Annotated in this window: 16 protein-coding genes and 3 other annotated features; of the genes, 4 read left to right on the top strand and 12 right to left on the bottom strand. The window is 32.9% G+C overall.

Annotated elements, in window-relative coordinates; translation table 11 throughout:
• The 6 genes from HMPREF3023_RS01765 to HMPREF3023_RS01740 all read right to left on the bottom strand — a co-directional run bounded on the left by HMPREF3023_RS01765 (nucleotide 1) and on the right by HMPREF3023_RS01740 (nucleotide 8373).
• Nucleotides 1-483 (bottom strand): CarD family transcriptional regulator, encoded by a 483-nt coding sequence (locus HMPREF3023_RS01765; RefSeq protein WP_070700145.1) that lies wholly within the window; start codon nucleotides 481-483, stop codon nucleotides 1-3.
• 504 nt (nucleotides 484-987) lie between these two features.
• Nucleotides 988-2331: a butyryl-CoA:acetate CoA-transferase gene (locus tag HMPREF3023_RS01760; protein WP_070700144.1), complete on the bottom strand. Its 1344-nt coding sequence runs from the start codon at nucleotides 2329-2331 to the stop codon at nucleotides 988-990.
• A 20-nt stretch (nucleotides 2332-2351) separates the two neighbouring features.
• Nucleotides 2352-5285: a UvrD-helicase domain-containing protein gene (locus tag HMPREF3023_RS01755; protein WP_070700143.1), complete on the bottom strand. Its 2934-nt coding sequence runs from the start codon at nucleotides 5283-5285 to the stop codon at nucleotides 2352-2354.
• Between the two features lie 14 nt (nucleotides 5286-5299).
• The gene (locus HMPREF3023_RS01750; RefSeq protein ID WP_070700142.1) at nucleotides 5300-5581 is read right to left on the bottom strand and encodes an ArsR/SmtB family transcription factor; all 282 of its coding nucleotides are present in this window, start codon (nucleotides 5579-5581) and stop codon (nucleotides 5300-5302) included.
• A gap of 199 nt (nucleotides 5582-5780) precedes the next feature.
• On the bottom strand, nucleotides 5781-7151 hold the full coding sequence (gene argH, locus HMPREF3023_RS01745; protein ID WP_070700141.1) for an argininosuccinate lyase: 1371 nt from the start codon (nucleotides 7149-7151) through the stop codon (nucleotides 5781-5783).
• Between the two features lies 1 nt (nucleotide 7152).
• Nucleotides 7153-8373 (bottom strand): argininosuccinate synthase, encoded by a 1221-nt coding sequence (locus HMPREF3023_RS01740; RefSeq protein WP_070700140.1) that lies wholly within the window; start codon nucleotides 8371-8373, stop codon nucleotides 7153-7155.
• Between the two features lie 79 nt (nucleotides 8374-8452).
• Nucleotides 8453-8651: a binding site (T-box leader), on the bottom strand.
• 216 nt (nucleotides 8652-8867) lie between these two features.
• Nucleotides 8868-9066: a binding site (T-box leader), on the top strand.
• A 34-nt stretch (nucleotides 9067-9100) separates the two neighbouring features.
• Between HMPREF3023_RS01740 and HMPREF3023_RS01735 the strand changes: the two genes are divergently transcribed.
• The 3 genes from HMPREF3023_RS01735 to HMPREF3023_RS01725 are packed head-to-tail and all read left to right on the top strand — an operon-like array spanning nucleotide 9101 to nucleotide 11421.
• A complete protein-coding gene (locus tag HMPREF3023_RS01735; RefSeq protein ID WP_070700139.1) occupies nucleotides 9101-9910 on the top strand; it encodes a transporter substrate-binding domain-containing protein in 810 nt (269 codons plus the stop codon).
• A 7-nt stretch (nucleotides 9911-9917) separates the two neighbouring features.
• Nucleotides 9918-10718: an amino acid ABC transporter permease gene (locus tag HMPREF3023_RS01730; protein ID WP_070700138.1), complete on the top strand. Its 801-nt coding sequence runs from the start codon at nucleotides 9918-9920 to the stop codon at nucleotides 10716-10718.
• On the top strand, nucleotides 10702-11421 hold the full coding sequence (locus HMPREF3023_RS01725; RefSeq protein ID WP_070700137.1) for an amino acid ABC transporter ATP-binding protein: 720 nt from the start codon (nucleotides 10702-10704) through the stop codon (nucleotides 11419-11421). The genes HMPREF3023_RS01730 and HMPREF3023_RS01725 overlap by 17 nt, the downstream gene beginning before the upstream one ends.
• A 62-nt stretch (nucleotides 11422-11483) precedes the next feature.
• On the opposite strand, the gene ileS is transcribed toward HMPREF3023_RS01725, so the two are convergent.
• The 4 genes from ileS to HMPREF3023_RS01705 form a co-directional block, all read right to left on the bottom strand.
• Nucleotides 11484-14585, bottom strand: a complete 3102-nt coding sequence (gene ileS / locus HMPREF3023_RS01720) for an isoleucine--tRNA ligase (protein WP_070700136.1) — start codon at nucleotides 14583-14585, stop codon at nucleotides 11484-11486.
• Between the two features lie 53 nt (nucleotides 14586-14638).
• Nucleotides 14639-14828 (bottom strand) — a binding site (T-box leader).
• Nucleotides 14823-15233 carry an RrF2 family transcriptional regulator gene (locus HMPREF3023_RS01715; RefSeq protein ID WP_070700135.1) on the bottom strand — a complete coding sequence of 137 codons (411 nt, stop codon included), beginning with the start codon at nucleotides 15231-15233 and terminating at the stop codon, nucleotides 14823-14825. (Overlaps the previous feature by 6 nt.)
• 35 nt (nucleotides 15234-15268) lie before the next feature.
• Nucleotides 15269-16546: an NAD(P)H-dependent oxidoreductase gene (locus HMPREF3023_RS01710; RefSeq protein ID WP_070700134.1), complete on the bottom strand. Its 1278-nt coding sequence runs from the start codon at nucleotides 16544-16546 to the stop codon at nucleotides 15269-15271.
• Between the two features lie 72 nt (nucleotides 16547-16618).
• Nucleotides 16619-17833 (bottom strand): BaiN/RdsA family NAD(P)/FAD-dependent oxidoreductase, encoded by a 1215-nt coding sequence (locus tag HMPREF3023_RS01705; RefSeq protein WP_246829165.1) that lies wholly within the window; start codon nucleotides 17831-17833, stop codon nucleotides 16619-16621.
• A 79-nt stretch (nucleotides 17834-17912) separates the two neighbouring features.
• On the opposite strand from HMPREF3023_RS01705, the gene HMPREF3023_RS01700 reads away from it, so the two are divergent.
• The gene (locus HMPREF3023_RS01700; RefSeq protein WP_070700133.1) at nucleotides 17913-19547 is read left to right on the top strand and encodes a putative manganese-dependent inorganic diphosphatase; all 1635 of its coding nucleotides are present in this window, start codon (nucleotides 17913-17915) and stop codon (nucleotides 19545-19547) included.
• Between the two features lie 50 nt (nucleotides 19548-19597).
• Here HMPREF3023_RS01700 and HMPREF3023_RS01695 read toward each other — a convergent pair whose 3' ends face one another.
• Together HMPREF3023_RS01695 and HMPREF3023_RS01690 are read right to left on the bottom strand one after the other, a co-directional pair.
• A complete protein-coding gene (locus HMPREF3023_RS01695; RefSeq protein ID WP_070700132.1) occupies nucleotides 19598-20149 on the bottom strand; it encodes a hypothetical protein in 552 nt (183 codons plus the stop codon).
• Between the two features lie 10 nt (nucleotides 20150-20159).
• Complete coding sequence (locus HMPREF3023_RS01690) at nucleotides 20160-21917, bottom strand: DUF4153 domain-containing protein (protein WP_070700131.1); 1758 nt, start codon at nucleotides 21915-21917, stop codon at nucleotides 20160-20162.
• Nucleotides 21918-21984 lie beyond the last annotated feature (67 nt).

The following is a 21984-nucleotide window of genomic DNA, read 5'->3' as shown; positions in this document are numbered from 1 at the left end:
TTATCCAAAAATGGCATCGTCAATTAACTTTGTCACTTCTTCAACATTTTTTTCAAAGACAAGAACCATTTCTGATACAATGATTTGCTTTGCTTCAGTCAATATTTTTCTCTCGCCCGTTGATAAAGATTTCTCCCTATCTAGATTTTCAAGAGATCTAACAACATCAGCAATTTCAGTTAAGTCACCAGATTTTATCTTGTCAAGATTGAACCTGTATCTCCTATTCCAGTTTTTAGGCATAGAAATTTCCACCTTGGATTTCAAAGTTTCCAAAACTTTTTCCATGGTTTCATTGTCAGAAATATCTCTAACACCAATTTCTTCCGCATTTTTAACAGGCACCATTACCTTAAGATCATTTATGGGTAACCTCATTATGTAATACTTGTGGACATTTCCAAGGATTTCTCTCTCTTCTATTCCAACAATTTCGCCTGCACCGTGCATAGGATATACAATCTTATCACCAATTTTAAACATTACTTACCTCCTCTTGTCCCTTATTCTAGTATAACAGAGGTTTTTATAAAAGTAAACGTAATACTATATCATAATCTTTTGAATTATGCAAAGATTTTTTGGTGATTTTTTTATTTTTTATAATTATAATTTTTCTTTGTGAAATATATAGATGGTCATTGTGAAATCTATTTGAAGTAATTTAAAATCTTTTTAAGTTTATTAAAATTTTATAAATAAGCTTTACTAAATAATTTCTTATGATTTAATTAATTTTTAATAAGTTATAAATTTTTCATAAGTCATAATTATTTATAAGTTATAAATTTTTACTAAGTTATAAATATTTACAAGTTCATAAATTTTATTACTAATCAATATAATACGACTTTGTATTTATTTTTGACTTATAAATAAAATTTAACTTTTCTTTTGTTTACTACCTTATATTTATTTCTTATTACTCAATATTAAAAAAAAGCATAAAAAAATCCCCTGATAAATCAGGGGAAAATAATTTATATTTTATCTCTTGTTAGTTCTTCTCCAGATATTCATTTTTTCTGCTTCTTTGATTAGATCATCCCTAAATTCTGGTGCAGCAATGTTAATGATACCTTCTGCTCTTTGCCAAGTAGATTGACCCTTGCAGTTGAACTTACCATACTCAGTTACAAGCCAGTGAGTGTTAGGTCTTGCAGCTGTAATAGCTGAGAATGTTTCAAAGTTTGGAACAATTCTTGATTCTTCCTTTCCTGTCTTCTTGTTCATAAACTTAGAAGATAGACAGATGAAGGATTTACCACCCTTAGATAGGTAAGCACCTAGTACGAAGTCAAGTTGTCCACCTGCTCCAGAAATATGTTTAATTCCTGAAGATTCAGAACTTACTTGGCCAAACAAGTCAACGTTTACTGCGTTGTTAATGGAAACAAAGTTATCAAGTTGTGCAATTACTCTTGCATCGTTAGTATAAGATGTTGGTGCTGCCATACATGCTGAGTTACCATCAATGTAGTCATACATTTCCTTTGAACCAGCTGCAAAGCCATAAGCTTGTCTAAATCTATCGATGTTTTTCTTAGCTCCAGTAAGTTTACCCTTCTTAGCCATTTCAACAAAACCATCAACATACATTTCTGTGTGAACTCCAAGGTCCTTTAAGTCAGAATCAGCAATTAGTGATCCAACAGCATTTGGCATTCCACCAATACCTAGTTGAAGTGTAGCTCCATTAGGAATTTCTTCTACAATTAATTCTGCAACTTTTTTATCAACTTCACCAAAGGAACCCTTAGGAAGTGCTGCAATGTCAGGATTATCTCCTTCTATAATGTAGTCAACATCCTTGATGTTAATTTCGTGTTCAAATCCACCAAGTCCTCTTGGCATCTTTTCGTTAATTTCAATTACAACCTTGTCTGCTGTTTCAATAACAGCCATTAGGTGAGAGGCACTAAGTCCAAAGTTAAAGTTACCGTGTTTATCCATTGGAGGTGTAACAATAACTGCTACGTCTACTTTACAGTTTTCTCTGTACCATCTAGGTAGTTCAGAATATCTTAATGGAATATAAAATCCACCTGGAGTTGTGTTAATTCTCTTTCTGTCTGGTCCACCAGCGTGCCAAGAATTCCATACAACTTTTTCTCCTTCTGGATCCTTTTTAAATACTTCTGGTTCCCAAAGAAGCACTCCACCTCTTAAATAAATTTCATTTAATTCATCAAGTCTTTCAGCAAGAGCCTTATCAAAAGCAACTGGTGTACTAACGCCCCATGCGTAGTCAACCCACATATTGTCCTTTACTAGGCCAGCAGCTTCTTTAGCCGTAATTAACTTGTCCTTATAATCCTTAGAATAGTCCATATTTCCTCCTTAAATATAAATTATAAATAATCCCTTAATAGCTTGTGAGACCTTATAAAATTAATGTAATCTAAAAATTCATCCATTACTTCTTTATACTTTTCTTCACTTGTCTCTACAAGTATTTTATTTTTACCCCTTAGGTCAAATATATATGCAGCTTTCACTTTAACTTTATATAACTTTTCATAGATTGCCGAATAAAGTATTAGTTGTTTTTCATAAGTCTTCTTTAATTCCTCTTCATCGAGGGTACTAGTTTTGAAATCAACAATAAAATATTCGCCATTTATTTTTATGACTTGGTCAATGTAACCCTTTACAAGGAATCCTTCTAAGTCGTAGTAAAATAAAAGCTCTCTATCTATTATAACCTTTTCTTCCATTTCTAGATAGTTCAAAGCTAGTTTTCTTGAAATATTTAATTTTTCTTCTGTCAATTCTTCTTCATAATATGTGAAAATTTCTTTTAACTCTTCATCAATATTTTTATCTTCTAGTAAGCTTTGGTCTCCACCATACTTATAGGCGAAGAAGTGAATAATATTTCCTAGGGCCTTGGGATCCATAGTTTGACCTTTTCCTTGACCCATGGTGTAATTGTCGATTCCCAAGAAATATTTGTAATAAAAATCCTTCTTGCTTCTGTCGAAATTAATGAAGTCTGTGACTGTATAATACTCCCTAATCCTATTGTCAAACTTTAGGTCTAGATTAAGAGGTAAATAATTCTTTTCTTCTTCTTTTACTTCTAAGTTTGAAAATTCATATTCTTTTAGGCCTGAAAGATCTCCCAGAAGTGAAAAATAAGATCCAGCTCTTGCCTTATCTAAATTTCCAAATAAAATTAATTCTTTTTTTGCCCTAGTCATTGCGACATATAGGACCCTAATTTCTTCTTCCTCATCAATTGCCCTTAACTTATTAGAAATCTCCCTATAGGAATAATTTGAAAGCTTTGAATTTATTCCAAGCCCCAAGTCCTTGTCCACAAGAATTCTATTTGTCTTTCCATATTTCTTTCCCTTATCCATGTGGGATATTATCAGCCCATCAAACTCAAGACCCTTAGACTTGTGAATTGTTAAGAGATTAATCCCATCTTCAAGGTCTTCAAAGGTCATGGAAGAAATTTGTCTTTCAAAAGACCTGTAGTCCTTGGAATTATTTTCCACAAAATCTCTTGCAAGATCCTTAAAATTATAAATATATTCCCAATCAATTTCCCTTAAAGTTCCAATACCATAAAAATAATTCATTATCTCTTCAATTACTTCATCAAGCATGAGGTAAGATGATTTTTCTCTTGTGTCTTTTATAAAGTTTAAAAATTCTTTTATATTTTTATCTGTGGACTTGTAAGCTAATAGGTCCTCTGAATTATCAATTCCTTGGTTTAAAATCTCAATTAGATCTTTGAAATCAAAAACCAAGAGATTGGAGTTAAAAAGAGACAAAAAGTTTAAAAAGTCTTTTGGACTATAAATTGCAGATAAAATATTTTTAATAAGCCTCAAGACTTCAATCTCGTCAAGCCTTCTCTCACCCTTGTTAAATTTTATCTCGCCTTGGGATAAAATTTTTCCAATTTCATCTATTTGAGCATTGGATCTTGAAAGGATGGCAATGTCTTTTGCATCATATTTTTTTAATAAGTCCTTAACTAAGTCAAGGAGCTCAGCATATTCAGGGGTGTTGTAGAGATAAACTCCTCCCTCGTCTTTGTGTGAAGACTCCATCTCATCATAAGACCCTATTAAGTCCTTAAATTTTTCATTTACAAAATCGATAATCTCCCCATCAGACCTATAGTTTTTATTCATTAGAAGAGACTCTCCACTTTTTTCTATGTCTTCTGAAAAAGAAAAGTAAGATGATAGGTCTGTCCCCCTGAAGGCATAGATGGACTGCTTGGGGTCACCAACTATAAATATGTTGGAAGAAGAAAAGACGCCTATAATGTCATTTTGGATCTCGTTTGTATCCTGGTATTCATCAACTAATATGTAGGAATACTTTTCTATCAATTCACTTTTTATAAGTGGATTTTTTAAAAGTATATGACAGTAAGAAATTATATCGTCGTAATCTAGGCCCCTAATTTCTTCTTTAGATTTTTTATAAATTCTATCTATCGACTTTAAAATTTTTATAATAATTTCGTAGTAAGCTTTGTTATTCTCTTCTAAACCTTTTTTTAACTCTTGAATGAGATCTTTTATCTCTAAAATTTTATCATTTTGTTTTTTTGAACTACCAAGATTTTCTTCTATTTCATTTAAAACTTCGCCGTCAAAGGACACAAGGTCTCTTAAATTTTCAATGTTGTCATCATAAAATCCCTTAAACTTCTTTCCACTAACTTGCCTATATTCATATAAAAGCTCAATTAAGTCTTGGAAGGTCTTTTCTGATGTGGAAAAGTTCAAAGATTTCCTTAAAATATCATCAAAATCCAAATTATTATTTTTAAAATCCCCATAAAGACTTATAAAATTATTTACTTCTTCAAAGGGTGAGCTTTTAAAATCTAAGAGATAGTCTTTAAATTTTTCATCTTCAATCTCATTTAAACTTTCCTTAACGGCTTCTTCCAAAAGATAATCTGACTCTCCATCATCAAGAATCTTAAATTTTGGATTTATGCCTAAAATATAAGAATAGGATTCCACTATCTCGAGAGCAAAGGAGTGGATAGTCATTATGTTAAGGTCCTTATCTTCATAATCTATCCTATTTAAAACAAGGTCCTTTGAAATCCTAGCTCGCATTTCTTCTGCAGCTTTTTTTGTAAAGGTTATAGCAAGAATCCTCATGGGATTGACTTTATTTTTTACAATATTAATAAACCTATTGGTGAGAACCCTGGTCTTGCCAGTACCGGCTCCCGCCATTAGGTTTACATCTTTGTCTAGAGTTGTGACAGCTTTTTTTTGAACTTTACTTAGTTCCATAAAAACACCTTTTATTACTTAGTGAAAAGTGCACTAGCTAGCTTCAAAATAAATTCATTTTCAACCTTATAATAAATCTCTGTTCCATTTCTTCTTGATATTAAAACACCAGCCCTCCTAAGCTTGCCTAGGTGAGACGAAACAGTTGGTTGTGGAATATGAAATTTTTCTTGTAGTGATCCCACATTAGAAGGACCATTATCGATTAAACTCTTTATAATCTTTAGCCTAATTGGATGGGCCATGACCTTTAAAACCTCAGCAGTATTCTCAAGGTTGTCATTTTTGGTTTTCATTTTTTGCCTCCAAGCATGTATTTATTTTTCTTTATTAGTAATTACTTTACTATAGTAAGATTATGTAATTTTTATGAATTTGTCAATAGTTTTTGTATAAATATAAATTATGAAAATATTTCCATTAGCTTAAAATACAATTCTAACATTGTACTTTTTTACAAGAAAAAAATAAAGCCCATGACCTTATTTTAAAAATTTATATATTTAATGATTTTTTTAGATTTTCAATTTGAATAGTGACTGCTTCTTCAGCTGGTCCTCCATAAACTTTTCTATTTTTTAAGGAGTTTTCAATTTCTATAAAGTTATAAAGATCTTCTTTAAAAATTTTGTTAAAGCCTTTATACACATCAAGAGAAATTTCTTCTAATTTTAAATTTTCTTCTATAGCATAATTCACGATTTTACCAACTAAGTCATAGGCTTCTCTAAAGGCAAGTCCCTTTAGGACCAAATAGTCTGCTAAGTCTGTGGCATTTAAGAATCCTTTTTCTGCTGAATCTCTCATCTTATCCTTGTTTAGTTCAAGGCTTTCAATAATTCCTTTCATAATTTTTAATGAAGAAGAAGTCGTCTTTACTGAGTCAAATAAGGCTTCCTTATCTTCTTGAAAGTCCTTATTGTAGGCTAATGGTGTTCCCTTTAAAATTGTAAAAACTGTTATTAAATCTCCAAAAGTCCTTCCACTCTTTCCCCTTATTAACTCTGCCATATCGGGATTTTTCTTTTGAGGCATTATAGATGACCCTGTGGAAAATTTGTCAGAAAACTTAATATAATCATATTCACTAGATGAAAAATAAATTAATTCTTCGCAAAGTCTTGATAGGTGGGTCATAATAAGAGAGTTGTTAAATAAAATTTCAAGAACATAATCTCTATCAGAAACTGAATCCATGGAGTTCTCTGTAGGCTTTTTAAATCCCAAGATTTCACTTGTCATAAACCTATCTATGTCAAAACTTGTTGTAGCAAGGGCACAAGATCCTAGGGGATTCTCGTCTATTCTTAAGAGGCTATTGTTTAACCTCTCAATATCTCTTTTAAACATCTGACCATAGGCAAGGATATAATGAGCAAAGCTAGTAACTTGTGCATGTTGCATGTGGGTAAAGCCTGGCATTATTGTATTTTTATTTTCCTCAGCAAGTGAAATGATTTCTTTTATAAGATTTTTTAAATCCTTATTAATTTCAGCTAAAACTTTCTTAGAATATAATCTAAGGTCTAGGGCACACTGGTCATTTCTAGATCTTGCAGTGTGAAGCTTCTTGCCCACACTTCCCACTCTTTTTGTCAGTTCATTTTCAACGAAAGAATGAATGTCTTCTTCCTTTAAATCTATTTCAAGTTTTTTAGACTTTATTTCTTCTAAAATATTTTTTAGTTCACTGGATATAATTTCAAAATCTTCTTGAGTAATTATTCCTTTTTTACTCAACATCTCAACATGAGCAAGTGAACCAATGATGTCTTCTTCGAATAAAATTTTATCAAAATCTATGGACTTGTTAAATTCATGAGTGAATTCTTCCAGTCCTTCTAAATGAGATCCCCATAAATACATATTAAACTCCTTTATTGATCTTGGCTTCAACTAGGCTTGCTAGTGAATAGAGATTTATAAATCCATCTGCATCCTTGTGAGAAAATAAATCTTCTGCTCCTTCTCCAAAGGAAGCTAAATCTTCACTATAAAGTGATTTGTCTGCTTCTACTCCAGCTGGTATAATATTTCCCTTGTAAAGTTTTAATTTCACCTTACCTGTAACATTTTTTGTGATTTCATTTCCAAAAGCTAAAAGTCCCTTGATTGAATTTGAATACCACTTTCCATCATAAACTAAGTCGGCAAACTTTATAGAAAGATAATCTTTTAAATGGGCTGAATCCTTATCAAGAGTAATAGATTCAAGAATTTCTAGAGCCTTGTATAAGATAGCTCCACCTGGATTTTCATAAACCCCACGACTCTTCATACCAACAAGACGATTTTCTACAATGTCATCAATTCCAATCCCATTTTCTCCGCCAACTTTATTCAAATAATTTAAAATTTCTGCAGGAGTCATTTCCTTGCCATTTATCTTTTTTGCTTCAGCAGATTCAAATTCAATTTCTATATCTGAGACTTCATCTTTAGCCTTCATTGGAGATACAGAAAGTTCCAAAATTTTGTCGTAGTCTGGGAAGTTTTTTGGGTTTTCAAGGTCTAAGCCTTCATGAGAGAGGTGCATAATATTTAGATCCTTTGAATAATTGGTTTCCCTTGATATTTTTAATGGAATATTGTGAGCTTCTGCATAGTCAATTTCTTCTTCACGAGATTTTATGTCCCAAATTCTCCAAGGCGCGATTATTGGCATATCTGGCGCAAAGTGTTTAATCCCCATTTCAAAACGAATTTGATCATTTCCCTTGCCTGTGCAACCATGACATATAGCGTCGCAGTTTTCTTTTTCTGCAATTTCAACTAGGGACTTTGCTATAAGAGGTCTTGCTGTTGCAGTTCCCAAAAGATAATTTTTTTCATATTTTGCACCCATTTTTATAGTTGGGAATACAAAATCTTTTACATATTCTTCTACTAGGTCAACTATATAAATCTTTGAAGCTCCTGTTTTAATAGCCTTCTCTTCTAATCCTTCAAGTTCTTTTTCTTGGCCAACATTTCCAACTACTGCAATAACCTCACAGTTATAATTTTCCTTTAGCCAAGGAATAATAATTGACGTATCAAGGCCACCTGAATATGCTAGAGCAATTTTTTTATAATTAGTTTTTTTCATTTTTATCCTCCAAATTAAATCTTTATTATTACAACAGCTAACTTTGAGACTCAAAAAAAGTATAAAAAAATCGCCCCTATCAAGGGACGAAGAACGTGGTACCACCCAAATTTGTATATTTCTATACCTCAAAAACTATAACGCGTAACCGGGCAAATCTAAATATCGAGATGCCAGTTCCAAGCTCCTATTTCAAATTATCCTCCCTATTTTCTCTCAGCAAACGAAAACTCTCTTCAAGTCTTGGATAATTTTACTTCGCTTTTCAAAACTTTTGATTTGCTTTATATCCTAGCAAGATAATTTTTGTTTGTCAAGTCTAATTATCAAATTTATTTTGTAATTTATATTAAAAAATAATTCTATCTATTAAATGCCAAATAAAAATATTTTTTATAAATTTTAAAATTATTCTAGAATTGTTTCTTTCAAAATAATTTTTAAAAATTTTTATAAAAACTATTGACAAAAGCAATTTATCGTAGTAGAGTGTTCAGAAATCAATGAAGTGGACAAAAAGTATTCTCAGAAACTTTTTAGAGAGCAAGGTTAGGTGAAAGCTTGCAAGTGAAAAGAATATAATAGAACCACAGAGATTCTGTAAGGAAATTAGTATTTACAGAGGTTAACTGCCTTAAAGTTTTGAGATATCCAAAAGATAATTAGAGTGGTACCGCGGACTTCGCCTCTTTCATAGAGGCGATTTTTTTATTATGGAGGGAAAATTATGAAAAAAATATTAAGTATATCAAGTCTTATTCTACTAGTATTAATATTCGGCCTTGTAATATTTTTTACTAAGTCCAAGGACATTTCTAATTCAAGATTAGATGAAATAAAAAAATCAGGAAAAATCGTCATGGGGTGTAATGCAAACTATCCACCTTTCGAATTTCACAAAAATATAGATGGCAAAGACGAAATCCTTGGCCTTGATGTTTTTATTGGAAAGGAAATAGCAGAAGATCTTGGTGTTGAACTAGAGATTTCAGACATGGAATTCTCATCAGTTCTAGCCAGTCTTGAAACTGGAGTAATTGATCTCGCTATCTCTGGAGTTTCAAAAACTCCTGAAAGAGAAAAATCCATGGCCTTTTCAGAAGTTTATTATGAGCCTAAAAATTATTTATTAGTTAACAAAGAAAATCTTGGCAAGTACACTTCAGAAGATGATGTAAAAAACCTCACTATTGGAGTTCAAACTGCAACTAGCCAAGAAGATATTGGAAAAAATTTGGGCATTAAAAAGTTAGTGTCCTTACCTAAGACACCAGACCTAATTGCCCAACTTGACAAGGGTCTTATTGATGGAATTATCGTAGAAAAATGTGTTGGAGATAATTATGAACTTTCAAATGAAAATTTAAAAATTGAAGATTCTTTTTACTTTGATGCTGAACTTCAAGGGACAGCCATTGGACTAAATAAAAATGACACAGAACTTTTAGACCAAGTTAATAAAACTCTTAAAAGACTAAAAGAGGAAGGTAAACTAGACGAATATTATCAAGAAGCTTTAGATTTATCGACTAAGTAGGTGGACCATGGAAAATATTTATAAAATCGAAAATAAAAAACTTTCTAAAAATAATATAATTAATGGTCTAGTTATTTTTGGATTTTTAATATTTATCTTAATCTTTGGAAAATTATTAATGGAGTTCTTTGGATCTAGCTTGGAAATTTTAAAAAATTATTCATCTTACTATCTAAAAGGACTTTTGGTTACAATTTCACTTTCATTAATTTCTGTAATCCTAGGCTCCATCTTTGGACTCTTCTTATACCTTATGAAGTCATCAGAAATAAAAAGTTTAAAGGTTTTTGCCTCTTGCTATCTTGAACTTGTCAGAGGAACTCCCATGCTGACTCAGGTATTTTTTATATTCTTTGGTCTAGCAAGTATTGTAGACTTTAAAAGCTTTGGACTTTCTATTTCTTCTTTTGCATATATAACAGGAGTTGTTGCAGTGAGTTTGAACTCTGCCGCCTATGTTGCAGAAATTATAAGGTCAGGTATAAATGCAATAGACAAGGGGCAAATGGAAGCTGCCAAATCTCTTGGAATGAAAAATTCTCTTGCCATGGAAGAAGTTATACTTCCCCAAGCTACAAAAAATATTTTGCCAGCCTTGGCAAATGAATTTATAGCAGTTATTAAGGAAACATCAATTATTTCAACAATTGGTGTGACTGATATTATGTATAATGTAAACCTTGTTAGGGGATCATCTTATAAGGCTCTTGAACCTCTAATACTTGGGTCGCTTCTTTATTTCGCCATTACCTTTACTTTGACCAGATTATTAAAATTTGTGGAGGGAAAATATGATAAAAATTCATAATTTACAAAAATCCTTTGGCGACAAAAAAGTCCTCAAGGGTATTGATCTTACTATAGTAGATTTCACAGTAACCTCAATAATTGGCGCCAGTGGTTCTGGCAAGTCCACCCTGCTTAGGTCTATTAATCTCTTGGAAAAAAGTAATGGCGGAGAAATTTATCTCGATGGATATGAAATTACTGGTGTCAATCCAAACCTAGAAAAAATAAGACAAGAAATTGGCATGGTATTTCAAAATTTTAACCTCTTCCCCAATAAAAGTGTTCTAGAAAATATCACTCTTGCACCTATAAAGGTTAAGGGTGAAGATAAAAAAAGTGCAGAAGAAAATGCCATAAAACTTTTAAAGGCCATGGGACTTGAAGACAAAAAAGATTTTTATCCAGACTCCCTTTCTGGCGGTCAAAAACAGAGGGTTGCAATTGCTAGAGCTCTTGCAAATAAACCCAAGTATCTCTTATTTGACGAGCCAACATCAGCCCTTGACCCAGAAATGGTTAAGGAAGTTTTAAACGTTATAAAATCTTTAAAAGACAAGCTGACAATGGTAATTGTCACTCATGAAATGGGTTTTGCAAAGGAAATATCTGATAATATAGTCTTTATGAAGGATGGAGTAGTTGAAGACTATGGCAGCCCTCAGCATATTTTTAAAGATACAAATAATTTAAACACAAAAAAATTCTTAGAAGCCGTCCTGTAAAAATTAAAATAAATAATTTGTGCATTAAAATAAGGCCCTGGTTTCCCAGAGCCTTTATTTTTTTACATTTTTTCTATATTTATTTTTATGTCGTGACCATTTAGGTTTTCAACTTCTGCATCATTGTCTTCATTAACAACTTCAAGAGCAAGAGTTTCTGACTTTATAAATTCCTTATCTCTTTCAATAGCCTTTTCAACTTCATCGTCAGACTTGTAAGAAATTTTTATGTTATCAAGAATGTCTAGGTCTTTTTTCTTTCTAAGCTGTTGGATCTTTGATACAAATTCTCTTACATAACCTTCATTTAAAAGTTCTTCATTAAGTTCTGTATCTAGGATTATAAAGAGGTTGTTTTCCATTATTACGTCGAAACCTTCTTTTGCAGAAATCTTAACTTCAACATAATCTCTTTCAATTTCTGTTTCTTCTCCACCAAGTTCAAGACTTACTTTTCCTTCTTCAAGTTTTCCAAGTAATTCTTTTGCATCAGCTTCTCTTAAAACTTTGCCAAATTCCTTAACCTTTGAACCTAAAATACTTCCACAAACTCTGAAGTTTGGTTTAAGTTCAAATTCCATAAATTCTGAAAGGTCTTCTTCGAATTGAACTTCTTTTACATTAAGCTCTTCTTTAATAAGTTCAGTTAGGTCTCCAATGATTTCCTTATACTTTCCGTCGATGATTACCTTAGAAAGTGGTTGTCTAACCTTGATCTTAGCTTCTTCTCTTGATGCTCTTCCTAGAGTTACAAGATCTCTTACAAGGTCCATTTTTTCTTCAACCTTGTCGTTAATCATGTTTTCGTCATAAGTTGGATAGTCAGCTAAGTGAACTGATTCTTCATCTGTAAGTGATTTAAATAGTTCTTCTGCTAGGAATGGAACCATAGGTGCAATTAACTTTGTAACACCAAGTAGGACTTCATAAGTTGTCTTGTATACTGCAACCTTAGTGTTGTCCTTGTCAGTCTTCCAGAATCTTCTTCTATTTCTTCTGATATACCAGTTGGAAATATCTTCTATTACGAAGTCTTGGATTTCTCTTACAACTTTTGTAAGTTCAAAGGCTTCCATATCTTCTCTTACATTCTTAACAAGTCTGTTGTACTTGGACAATAACCACTTGTCGATTTCTTCAAGATCATCATAGGAAACTTTTACTTCTCTTGGGTCAATCTTATCTGTATTTGCATATAAACTGAAGAAGTTGTAAGTGTTTCTTAAAGATCTAAAGAATTTTGATTCAATTTCGCGAAGTCCATCTTCATCGAATTTTGTTGGAGTCCATGGTGGAGATACATAAAGTAGGTACCACCTAACTACGTCAGCACCATACTTGTCGAATAGTTCAAAAGGTGCAACTGTGTTGCCACGTGATTTTGACATCTTCTTGCCTTCCTTATCAAGGATAAGGTCGTTAACAAGTACATTCTTATAAGGACTCTTGCCTGTCATGTAAGTTGATATTGCAATAAGAGAGTAGAACCAACCTCTTGTTTGGTCTATCCCTTCACAAATAAAGTCTGCTGGGAAAAGTTCATCAAAGTTGTCCTTGTTTTCAAATGGATAGTGCCATTGAGCAAAAGGCATAGCACCAGAGTCGAACCAAACGTCAATTACGTCTGCTTCTCTTGTCATTGGTTTTCCACACTTAGGACACTTAAGGTGGATGTCATCAACATAAGGTCTGTGAAGTTCAACATCTTCTGCCACATCTTCTATGGCCTTATTTCTCAAATCTTCAATTGAGCCAACAGATTCTGTGTGACCACATTCACATCTCCAAATTGGAAGTGGAGTACCCCAATATCTTGATCTGGAGATTGCCCAGTCATTTAAGTTTTCTAGCCAGTTGCCAAATCTCTTTTCTCCAACAAAGTCTGGGAACCAGTTAACTCCATTGTTGTTTTCAATTAATTTATCCTTGAACTTAGTTACTTCTATATACCATGATGGGTGAGCGTAGTAAATAAGTGGAGTGTGACATCTCCAGCAGTGTGGATAGTTGTGAAGCATCTTTTGTTTTGAGAACATAAGATCATTGTCAATTAAATAGTGAAGGACATCGTGGTCAGCATCAATTACAAATTGACCCTTCCAAGGTGTGTCTGTAAACTTACCATCTTCATCAACTGGTTTTAGCATTGGTAGGTCATATCCCCTTGCAGTTTGGTAGTCATCTTCACCAAAGGCAGGAGCAATGTGAACTATACCAGTACCATCATCAGTTGTTACATAATCTGCACAGATTACAAAGAAGGCCTTCTTGTCTACTTCTAGGAATTTAAGAAGTTGTTCATATTCTATATACTCAAGGTCCTTACCAAGCATTTCTTCTAGAACTTCATAGTCATCGTCTTTAAATACTTGTTTTGCAAGTGGTTTAGCAACATAATAAATATTTCCGTCAGAGTGCTTAACTTTTATATATTCAACCTTAGGGTTAACAGCAAGGGCAACGTTAGATGGAAGTGTCCAAGGTGTAGTTGTCCATGCCAAGAAATATTCATTTTCCTTGTCTTTTAATTTAAATTTACAAGTTGCTGTTGTTGTTTTGATTTCTTCATAACCTTGAGCAACTTCGTGAGATGCAAGTCCAGTTCCACATCTTGGGCAATAAGGAACAATTTTATGACCTTCATAAATTAGGCCGTCCTTAAACATCTTATCTAGTATGTGCCAAACTGATTCAATATAATTATTTTCTAAGGTGATGTATGGGTGGTCTAAGTCAATTAAGTAACCCATTCTTCTTGTTAGAGTTCTCCATTCTTTTTCATATTCAAAAACAGATTCTCTACATTGTTTATTAAAGGCCTCAACACCATAAGACTCAATGTCTTGTTTGTTGTGAAGGTCTAATTTTTTTTCTACTTCAATTTCTACTGGAAGACCATGTGTATCCCAACCAGCTTTTCTCTTAACTTGGTAACCAAGCATTGTATGGTATCTACAAGTCAAGTCTTTAAGAGTTCTTGCCATGACATGGTGGATGCCTGGCTTACCATTTGCTGTTGGAGGTCCCTCATAGAAGATATAATTTTCTCCGTCTTTTCTTGTTTCAACAGATTTGTGTAGAAGATCTATTTCGTCCCAAAATTTTGAGACATTTTCTTCTCTAACACTTACACTGTCTTTAGATAATTCTTTAAATACTTTCATCTAAAACTCCTTTTCTTCCAATTTTTTGTATAAAAAAAGCCCCTTCTCAAAAGAGAAGGGACGAACTAACCGCGGTACCACCCTAATTATAGGAAACTATCACTTAATATTATAACGCAAAATAGCGCAAGAGCTTTTGACTCTTGGGCTCCGAGGTGATATGTAAAATTTCGAAAGGCAGTTTTGCACCAACCAACTGTTCTCTCACTTTCTAGAAGTTACCGTCCTCATCAAAGCCTATATGAAATTGTCAATTGTTTGACTTTTAAACATTTTAATTATTTCTGATTGCATACCAGCAAGTGCCACATGGAATTTACAGTGTCTTGTATCTCCTTCAGGGTGCTTGCTGCAGAAAGAATCTTCTTCTTGTAGACACCTATTGATTACAATAGGGCCATCTACAGCTATAAGTATATCATATAAAGTGATTTCTTCCTTGGGTTTATTTAAATAATATCCGCCCTTAGATCCCCTCTTCGCATCTGTAATACCAGCTAAGTTTAATTTTCTAAGAATTCTAAGTGTAAATCTTTTTGTAACACCTTCGCTTTCGGCGATTTGTGGTGCTCCAATTACCTTTCCCTCGTTCTTAGCAAGATAACTTACAATACGAAATGCATAGTCTGTTTCTTGTGTTATTCTCATATTATCACCTATTTAGGATATTATACCATCAATGTTCACAATTTAAAATAGTCATCTTGAATTTTTCTCAACTTAACAATTTCTGAGTCCTGGTTTAGAGAAACATCATCGTAAGTGAGTAGACTTCCCTTTTTAATATCCCTCTTAGCAATAGCACCTTCAGTTACTATTCCTATTGGTAGGTGGTTTCCCTTCTCTTGGTCTTCCTTCTTCTCAAGACTTCCAAAAATCATTTCTCCACCAATAGAATCAAAGGCCTCTCCCTTTTTGATATCCCTCTTGGCTACAGAAACTGTTTCAGCAAAAGGCCTTCCAATAGGAGCAATAGATTCATCTCTTAATACAACAGCATTTATAATAGAAACAATTGTCTCGATGCTAGTCAAGTGATAGGGCCTATAAATAGCATAGTTTGGACCTTGACCCATAGAAAGATACTCCATTTCCTTATCTATTATGTCTGATTTTGGTCTTACTACTGCAAAAACTCCTGGAGCAATCCCCGTTGCAAAGTCAACAACTCCATAGGAATTTAAAAATCCCCCATCTTCTTTTAGCTTGAAGTCATCTGAAATACTTTTTGGATCAGTATCTATAAAGTGACAGCCTCTTACGTCTGGTACAAATCCAAGGGCATTGCAAACTGCATTGAGTTCAATCATTGTGTTTGTTCCGTCAACAAAGGAGGTTAGCATCCTAGGGTTTATCCCCTTTTTTTCTGCAGCTTCCCTTAAAGTGTCTGGTGTAGCATAATTATTTAATTCATTATTTTTACCCTTGCCTAGGACTAGGACTTCAAAGCCACAAGTTTTTGCAAATTCATAAATTTCTACAATTGCACCAGGTTCGTCTCCCTTAGTTCCAGAATAAACTACTCCCTTTTCATCTGCCAAGACCTTTAAATAAGGACCAACAGTTGCATCCATTTCCACGTTGAGGCTGACAATGTCAACCTTGTTATCAATAGCAATAAGAGAAAGCCTTGTTCCTGTCTCTGTATCTCCAGTGCAATCCACTAGGCAATCTACAAGGGATGCAGCTATTAAATTATTCGTAGTTCCAATATATTTTTTTTCTTTTAAAAGCTTCTTAGCTTCTTCTATGTCATCAGTAAAGGCAAGGTCTTTTTTATCTATATTTGCTGCATCAATAGCAGCTTCCAAAGTTTTTTTATTTCTTGACGCAAATACAAGGGGATAAAAATTTTCATTTTGGCTAAGCAAAGTGAAAAGCGAGCTTCCCATAATACCTGAGCCAACAATTCCAACAGAAATATTCCCAAATTCCTTTAATTTTTTCTGTAAATAAAACATACTTCCTCCAAATCCATTGCAAGATGTAATTTCAAAATTAATCGCAAAGACTATTTTAATCTGATTTAACTTCTATTGCAAATTGCTTTTTTCCCTTAAGATTTTCCCAAGCCTATAGCCGCAGCCAAAGGCAAAGTGAAGATTGTAACCACCACAGTCCCCATCAATATCAAGGGCCTCTCCAATTATATAAAGGTCCTTAAATTTTTTTGATTCATAGTTTTCTGGATTTACTTCATCAAGAGAAACTCCACCTCTTGTCACTTGGGCATTTTTAAATCCAGTGTTTCCAGTTACCCTAAAACGAGATTTTAAAAGTAGTCCAACAATCTTTTCAAAGTCTCCAACAGGAATCATGTTCATGGCAATATTTTTGTCCATATTTAGTGAGTCAACTATATAGTGGATAAACTTTTTGTCTACAATTCCTAATAAATATTCTTCAAGGGAAAAGTCTGGGAACATGTAATACCTGTTGTAGAGCATGTCGATGCTATCTTCATTTAAATTATTTATAAGGGGAACTTCAATTATGTTATTGTCACTAATATTTACCGACATATCTAGAATTGGTGGACCACTAATTCCGTAGTTAGTAAATAAAATTTCCCCTTCTCTCTCATCTACAAGTTTTTCATTCTTTAATAACCTTGCACGACCTAGGACCTTTGTCCCACTTAGGTGTTTTAAATATTTTGAATCTAGTTTTAATTGAGTAAGGGCTGGTTTTAAATCAGTCACCCTTATTCCCATCTTTTTTAGGATTTCAAAGCTAACTCCATCGGACCCACTTGCTGGCATGGCCTTGCCACCAAAGGCAGCTACCACTACATCAGCCTTGAGAGTCTCGTCATTAGTTATAACCTCATATCCCTTTTTTCTCTTCTTGATTTCCTTGACTTGAGTATTAGTTTTTATTTCTATTCCCTTTTTCTCAAGCCAATAAATAAGAATATTTAAGACAGAATTTGCCTTTAAACTTATGGGGTAGACTCTTTCTCCGTCACGAGTTGATTCAAGTCCTAAAATTTTAAAGTAATTTATCAAGTCTTCATTGGTAAATTCTTCTAAGGTTCTTTTTACAAAGTCAGGATAAGAATAATTTTTCTCAGTCAAATTCATGTTTGTGTAATTGCACCTTCCGTTGCCTGTGGCCAACAATTTTTTCCCAATCCTGTCATTTTTTTCTAAAAGAATTACCTTGTTGTTTTCATTTTTTGCATTTATTGCAGTGACAATTCCACTTGCCCCTGCACCAATTATTATTATATCCATATTATCACTCATAAATTATATCCTAAGTTCATATAATTTTACAAGATTTATGCCATTTTATGTTATAATGACTTAGAAATTTGGAGGATGTATGAAAAATAAAATTTATATAACTGGTCACAAAAATCCAGATACTGATAGCATATGTTCTGCCATAGCCCTTGCAGAATTAAAAAAAAAGATGGGCGAAGACGCTGAAGCAATTAGATTGGGAAACCTAAATAAGGAAACAGAATTTGTCCTAGACTATTTTAAGGTTCAAAGACCAAGGCTTAAAACTTCTATTAAGCCACAAGTTCGCGACATAGAAATTGATGCAGCTTACTGTGTCAACCCAAGTCTTTCTATGGCCTCTGCCATGGACCTAATTCAAAAAAATAATATTAGTTCACTCCCTGTAGTTGATGACGATGACAACTTAATTGGGATAGTGAGTCTTTCCAACATAGCATCAACTTACATGGAAATTTGGGACGACTCAATCATTGGCAGGTCTAACACAAGTTTTGAAAATATTTTAGAAGTACTTAAGGGAAAGGTCCTCTATCTTCCCGATAAAGCAAGAGAATTCACTGGCAAGATGGCTGTCAAGGCCATAAAAAATCAAGACCTTATAAGCGAAGGGGACATTGTAATTGTTGGAGACGATGTAAAGGACCAAGAATCTGTAATAAGAAAAGGAGTTTCTCTTTTAATCCTAACTATTTCTAGTAAGCTTGACGATGAACTCATGGAGCTTGCAAAAGAAAATAATGTTGCAGTAATTTCAACTGGCCTATCTACTTTTATGGTGGCAAGACTTTTGCCCCAAGCTGTGCCTGTTGAATATGTAATGACAAGAGACGATTTAGTAGTTTTTCACAAAGACGATTTAATTGACGACGTAAGAGAAAAAATGTCTCAATCGAGATTTAGGTCCTATCCAGTCCTTGACAACAAGAACAAGGTCATTGGAAATATTTCAAGATACCACTTGATTTCAAATTTAAAGAAGAAAATAATTTTAGTAGACCACAACGAGAGGAACCAATCTATTGACGACATTGACGCTGCAGAAATTGTTCAAATTGTGGACCACCATAGGGTTGCAAATATCTCCACATCTTCTCCCATTTATTTTAGAAACGAACCTGTGGGATCAACTGCTACAATTGTTTCAAAAATGTTTTTTGAAAATGGCATTAAACCATCTCGTGAAGTTGCTGGACTTCTTTGTGCAGCAATTATTTCTGACACCCTACTCTTTAGGTCTCCTACTTCAACTGAGACAGATAAGTATGTCTTAAACAAGATGAAAAAAATTGCAGCCATTGATGTTGATGACTTTGCCATGAAGATGTTTAGAGCAGGCACAAGCCTTGAAGGCAGAAAACCTGATGAACTTTTAAAGTCTGATGTTAAAAACTTTTCTGTTGAAGGAGTTAATGTAAGGGTCTGCCAAATTTTTACCATGGACCTAGAGTCAACAGCTTCAGTTGAAAATGAACTAAAAGAAGCCATGGAAAACTTTGTAGCTACATCTGATGCAGAGACTTTTGTCCTAATGATTACAGACATTTTTAAAGAAGTTTCCGAAGTCATCTTAGCAGGTTCCTTCAAGGAAGCTATTGCAAGAAAATTTGACAAGGACCTAGTTGGAGATAAGTTTTTATCAGAAGGCCTTCTCTCAAGAAAGAAACAACTTTTACCAAAAATTTCCTCTGCAATATCAGAAGAAATTTCATAAGAAGATAAAAAAATAAGAGTCTATCACTTGATAGACTCTTATTTTTATTTTTAATTGTTACAAGACTCACCACAGCCACATGAACCGTCGTGGTCATCATGGGAATCGCACCCACATGAATGGTCATGATCGTGGTCGTGTTGGTGGTGGTCATTATCCTTTTCACTGTTTTCATCTATATAGACGTTGACTTCTTTTATTCCATAAACTTTTTCAAGTTCATCGGCAAATTCTACTACAGTTTTTTTGTCAAAGCCATAGATGTAAACTTCACTACCATAATTTAAGATTTCTAATTTTAAAATTCCATCATCATAAAGACTTAAGCCCATAAAGTTTAAGGCACTTTCACCTATAAGATTTTCTAAAATTAATTTTTTAAAGTCTTCATCAATGATGCCTTGCAAGATATACTCGTATCCATTTTCATCTGAATAAACAGCCAAGTCATCTACAATTTTTTTTGATTTCTTATCTTCTTTTAAGACTGTGATTTGATAAGAGTCGCACCTATTAATGTAAATTCTTACAAGGTCTTTTAGGTGTGAAAGGTCTATGTTCTCATCAATAAAAACATCATTTTCAAAATTTATATAATACAATTTATGCCTCCTACTTAGTCAAGAGATAGAATTCAATATAGGCATTTTCCATCTTGTCTTCATCGCCAAAAAAAATATTTGTGAAATAGATTTTATAGTTGCCATCTTCTATTGCTAGGTCTTCTAACTTTATTTGGTCCTTAGTCTTTTCAAGAGTTTTCAGTTTATCCCTTAGGGCCACTAGATCAATGGACTTTTTAAGTCGGTAGTCACCATTTTCTTTTTTATAAATATTTATTTCTTTATTATTTTTTTCAAACTTATAATCCCCAGATTTCGCTTCCTTATCTAGTGAGTAAACAAAAATAATATTCTTGTAGCCTTCTATATCTAAATTAAATCCAAGTTCTCCTTCGTCGACAATGCCATCAGTATAAGAGTAACCACGATAAGATGTGTTTTCAACTTTATTAGAGAAGCCAAAAACCCTTGTGAAACTTTCTTCACTGAGTTTAAAATCCTTTGGAAGATATTTTAGATCTTCAAGTCTGTCTCTCTTATCCATATAAGAAACTATATCTATTATTTGGTTTTTTACAAAGCTATCGAGCTTCACATCAGACCTTATGTCTTCTCCCGCAATCATGTTGTTCTCCTTTAAGAGTTTTTCAAACCTAGCATTTTGTGACCTAGTGCTAAGTCTTGTTGCAGAGGCTGGTCCAATTCCAGTTACCAATATAATGGCAGCCAAGAAAATTGGCACAGTTATATTTGAGTTTTCCCTGTAAAAGATATAGTAAATTAAGGATAAAAATACCCAAAGTCCTCCAGCTAATACAATGTATCTGTTTTCTGTAAGTCCATATTCCTTAATTCTTAGGTAAATTGCAAAAAACATCATCCCAAGTAAAGGAAATAAACTTATTGGAAAAATAATTTTAAATTTATTTATAAATCCAATTGAATCCACTCTTGAAAGGAAAAATAAGTAAACTACAGAAAAAGATGCAAACCAAATTACAAGATTTACTATTAAGTTATTTGGGATTTGCCAAAGGACTAAAATCTTTATAAAGTATGCCAAGAGTATTAATGTGTAAATAATAACTAAAGGTGTAATTATATAGACCAAAAGAATCCTAAAGGGTTTGGGATACTTGTAGTCTGTAAAGGAGTCCCTTACCTTTGGAAAATCTTGGAAAAATGTTATCACGTTAAATAAGATAAAGGAAAATATTCCTATTCTTAAATAAACCATTGATCCAAAATTAAATTTAAAAAGTGAGTCCAAGGCAAAAACTATGCCTGAAATTCCTATAAAGACTATAAAGCTGTAAATATTTGAAATTATAAAGGCTCTTAGGATTTTTGCCACATAGGCTACATAGTCTTCGTGATAATTAAATTTTGCCACGAAAGAAGTCCCCACAACTAAAAAAGCAATCAAGGTGAAAAATACAAAATTATTATTATAGTTTGATAGAGGTCCAGACTCGTCATAAACTAGCTCATAAATCCCGTAGAGTATGGGCAAAGTTATTACATAAGAAATTATTTTTAATAAATTATTATTTTTTAAATTTTTTAGGTCGTAAAAATTTCTAAGTCCCTCGTTAAAAAGTTTGATAAAAGCGTATAAAAATATAGCAAAAACAAAAACTAAACCGTAAGTTATCATTTTATTGTTAAAGTCTTCTGCATATTGATCATAAGTTGCTAATATCAAAAATATGCTTGCAAGTGTAGCTGATATTATTGTAAAGGGAAATCTTTTAAAGGTATCTTTTATACTTTTAAAATTCAAAATTTTTAAATTTAGTTTTTTCATTTCTACCTCCCTTTTTTAATAATATACTAAATACAAGGATTTTTAAAGAATTTCGCTTAAACCTTTA

Origin of the sequence: Peptoniphilus sp. HMSC075B08 (genome assembly GCF_001815405.1) — a bacterium.
GTDB lineage: Bacteria > Bacillota > Clostridia > Tissierellales > Peptoniphilaceae > Peptoniphilus_A > Peptoniphilus_A harei.
This window is presented reverse-complemented; position numbering and strand designations above follow the sequence as displayed.

Excerpts from the sequence above, each read along its gene's own strand:
- HMPREF3023_RS01765 (WP_070700145.1), bottom strand. The coding sequence starts at position 483 with ATGTTTAAAATTGGTGATAAGATTGTATATCCTATGCACGGTGCAGGC.
- HMPREF3023_RS01760 (WP_070700144.1), bottom strand. The coding sequence starts at position 2,331 with ATGGACTATTCTAAGGATTATAAGGACAAGTTAATTACGGCTAAAGAA.
- HMPREF3023_RS01755 (WP_070700143.1), bottom strand. The coding sequence starts at position 5,285 with ATGGAACTAAGTAAAGTTCAAAAAAAAGCTGTCACAACTCTAGACAAA.
- HMPREF3023_RS01750 (WP_070700142.1), bottom strand. The coding sequence starts at position 5,581 with ATGAAAACCAAAAATGACAACCTTGAGAATACTGCTGAGGTTTTAAAG.
- argH (WP_070700141.1), bottom strand. The coding sequence starts at position 7,151 with ATGTATTTATGGGGATCTCATTTAGAAGGACTGGAAGAATTCACTCAT.
- HMPREF3023_RS01740 (WP_070700140.1), bottom strand. The coding sequence starts at position 8,373 with ATGAAAAAAACTAATTATAAAAAAATTGCTCTAGCATATTCAGGTGGC.
- HMPREF3023_RS01735 (WP_070700139.1), top strand. The coding sequence starts at position 9,101 with ATGAAAAAAATATTAAGTATATCAAGTCTTATTCTACTAGTATTAATA.
- HMPREF3023_RS01730 (WP_070700138.1), top strand. The coding sequence starts at position 9,918 with ATGGAAAATATTTATAAAATCGAAAATAAAAAACTTTCTAAAAATAAT.
- HMPREF3023_RS01725 (WP_070700137.1), top strand. The coding sequence starts at position 10,702 with ATGATAAAAATTCATAATTTACAAAAATCCTTTGGCGACAAAAAAGTC.
- ileS (WP_070700136.1), bottom strand. The coding sequence starts at position 14,585 with ATGAAAGTATTTAAAGAATTATCTAAAGACAGTGTAAGTGTTAGAGAA.
- HMPREF3023_RS01715 (WP_070700135.1), bottom strand. The coding sequence starts at position 15,233 with ATGAGAATAACACAAGAAACAGACTATGCATTTCGTATTGTAAGTTAT.
- HMPREF3023_RS01710 (WP_070700134.1), bottom strand. The coding sequence starts at position 16,546 with ATGTTTTATTTACAGAAAAAATTAAAGGAATTTGGGAATATTTCTGTT.
- HMPREF3023_RS01705 (WP_246829165.1), bottom strand. The coding sequence starts at position 17,833 with ATGAGTGATAATATGGATATAATAATAATTGGTGCAGGGGCAAGTGGA.
- HMPREF3023_RS01700 (WP_070700133.1), top strand. The coding sequence starts at position 17,913 with ATGAAAAATAAAATTTATATAACTGGTCACAAAAATCCAGATACTGAT.
- HMPREF3023_RS01690 (WP_070700131.1), bottom strand. The coding sequence starts at position 21,917 with ATGAAAAAACTAAATTTAAAAATTTTGAATTTTAAAAGTATAAAAGAT.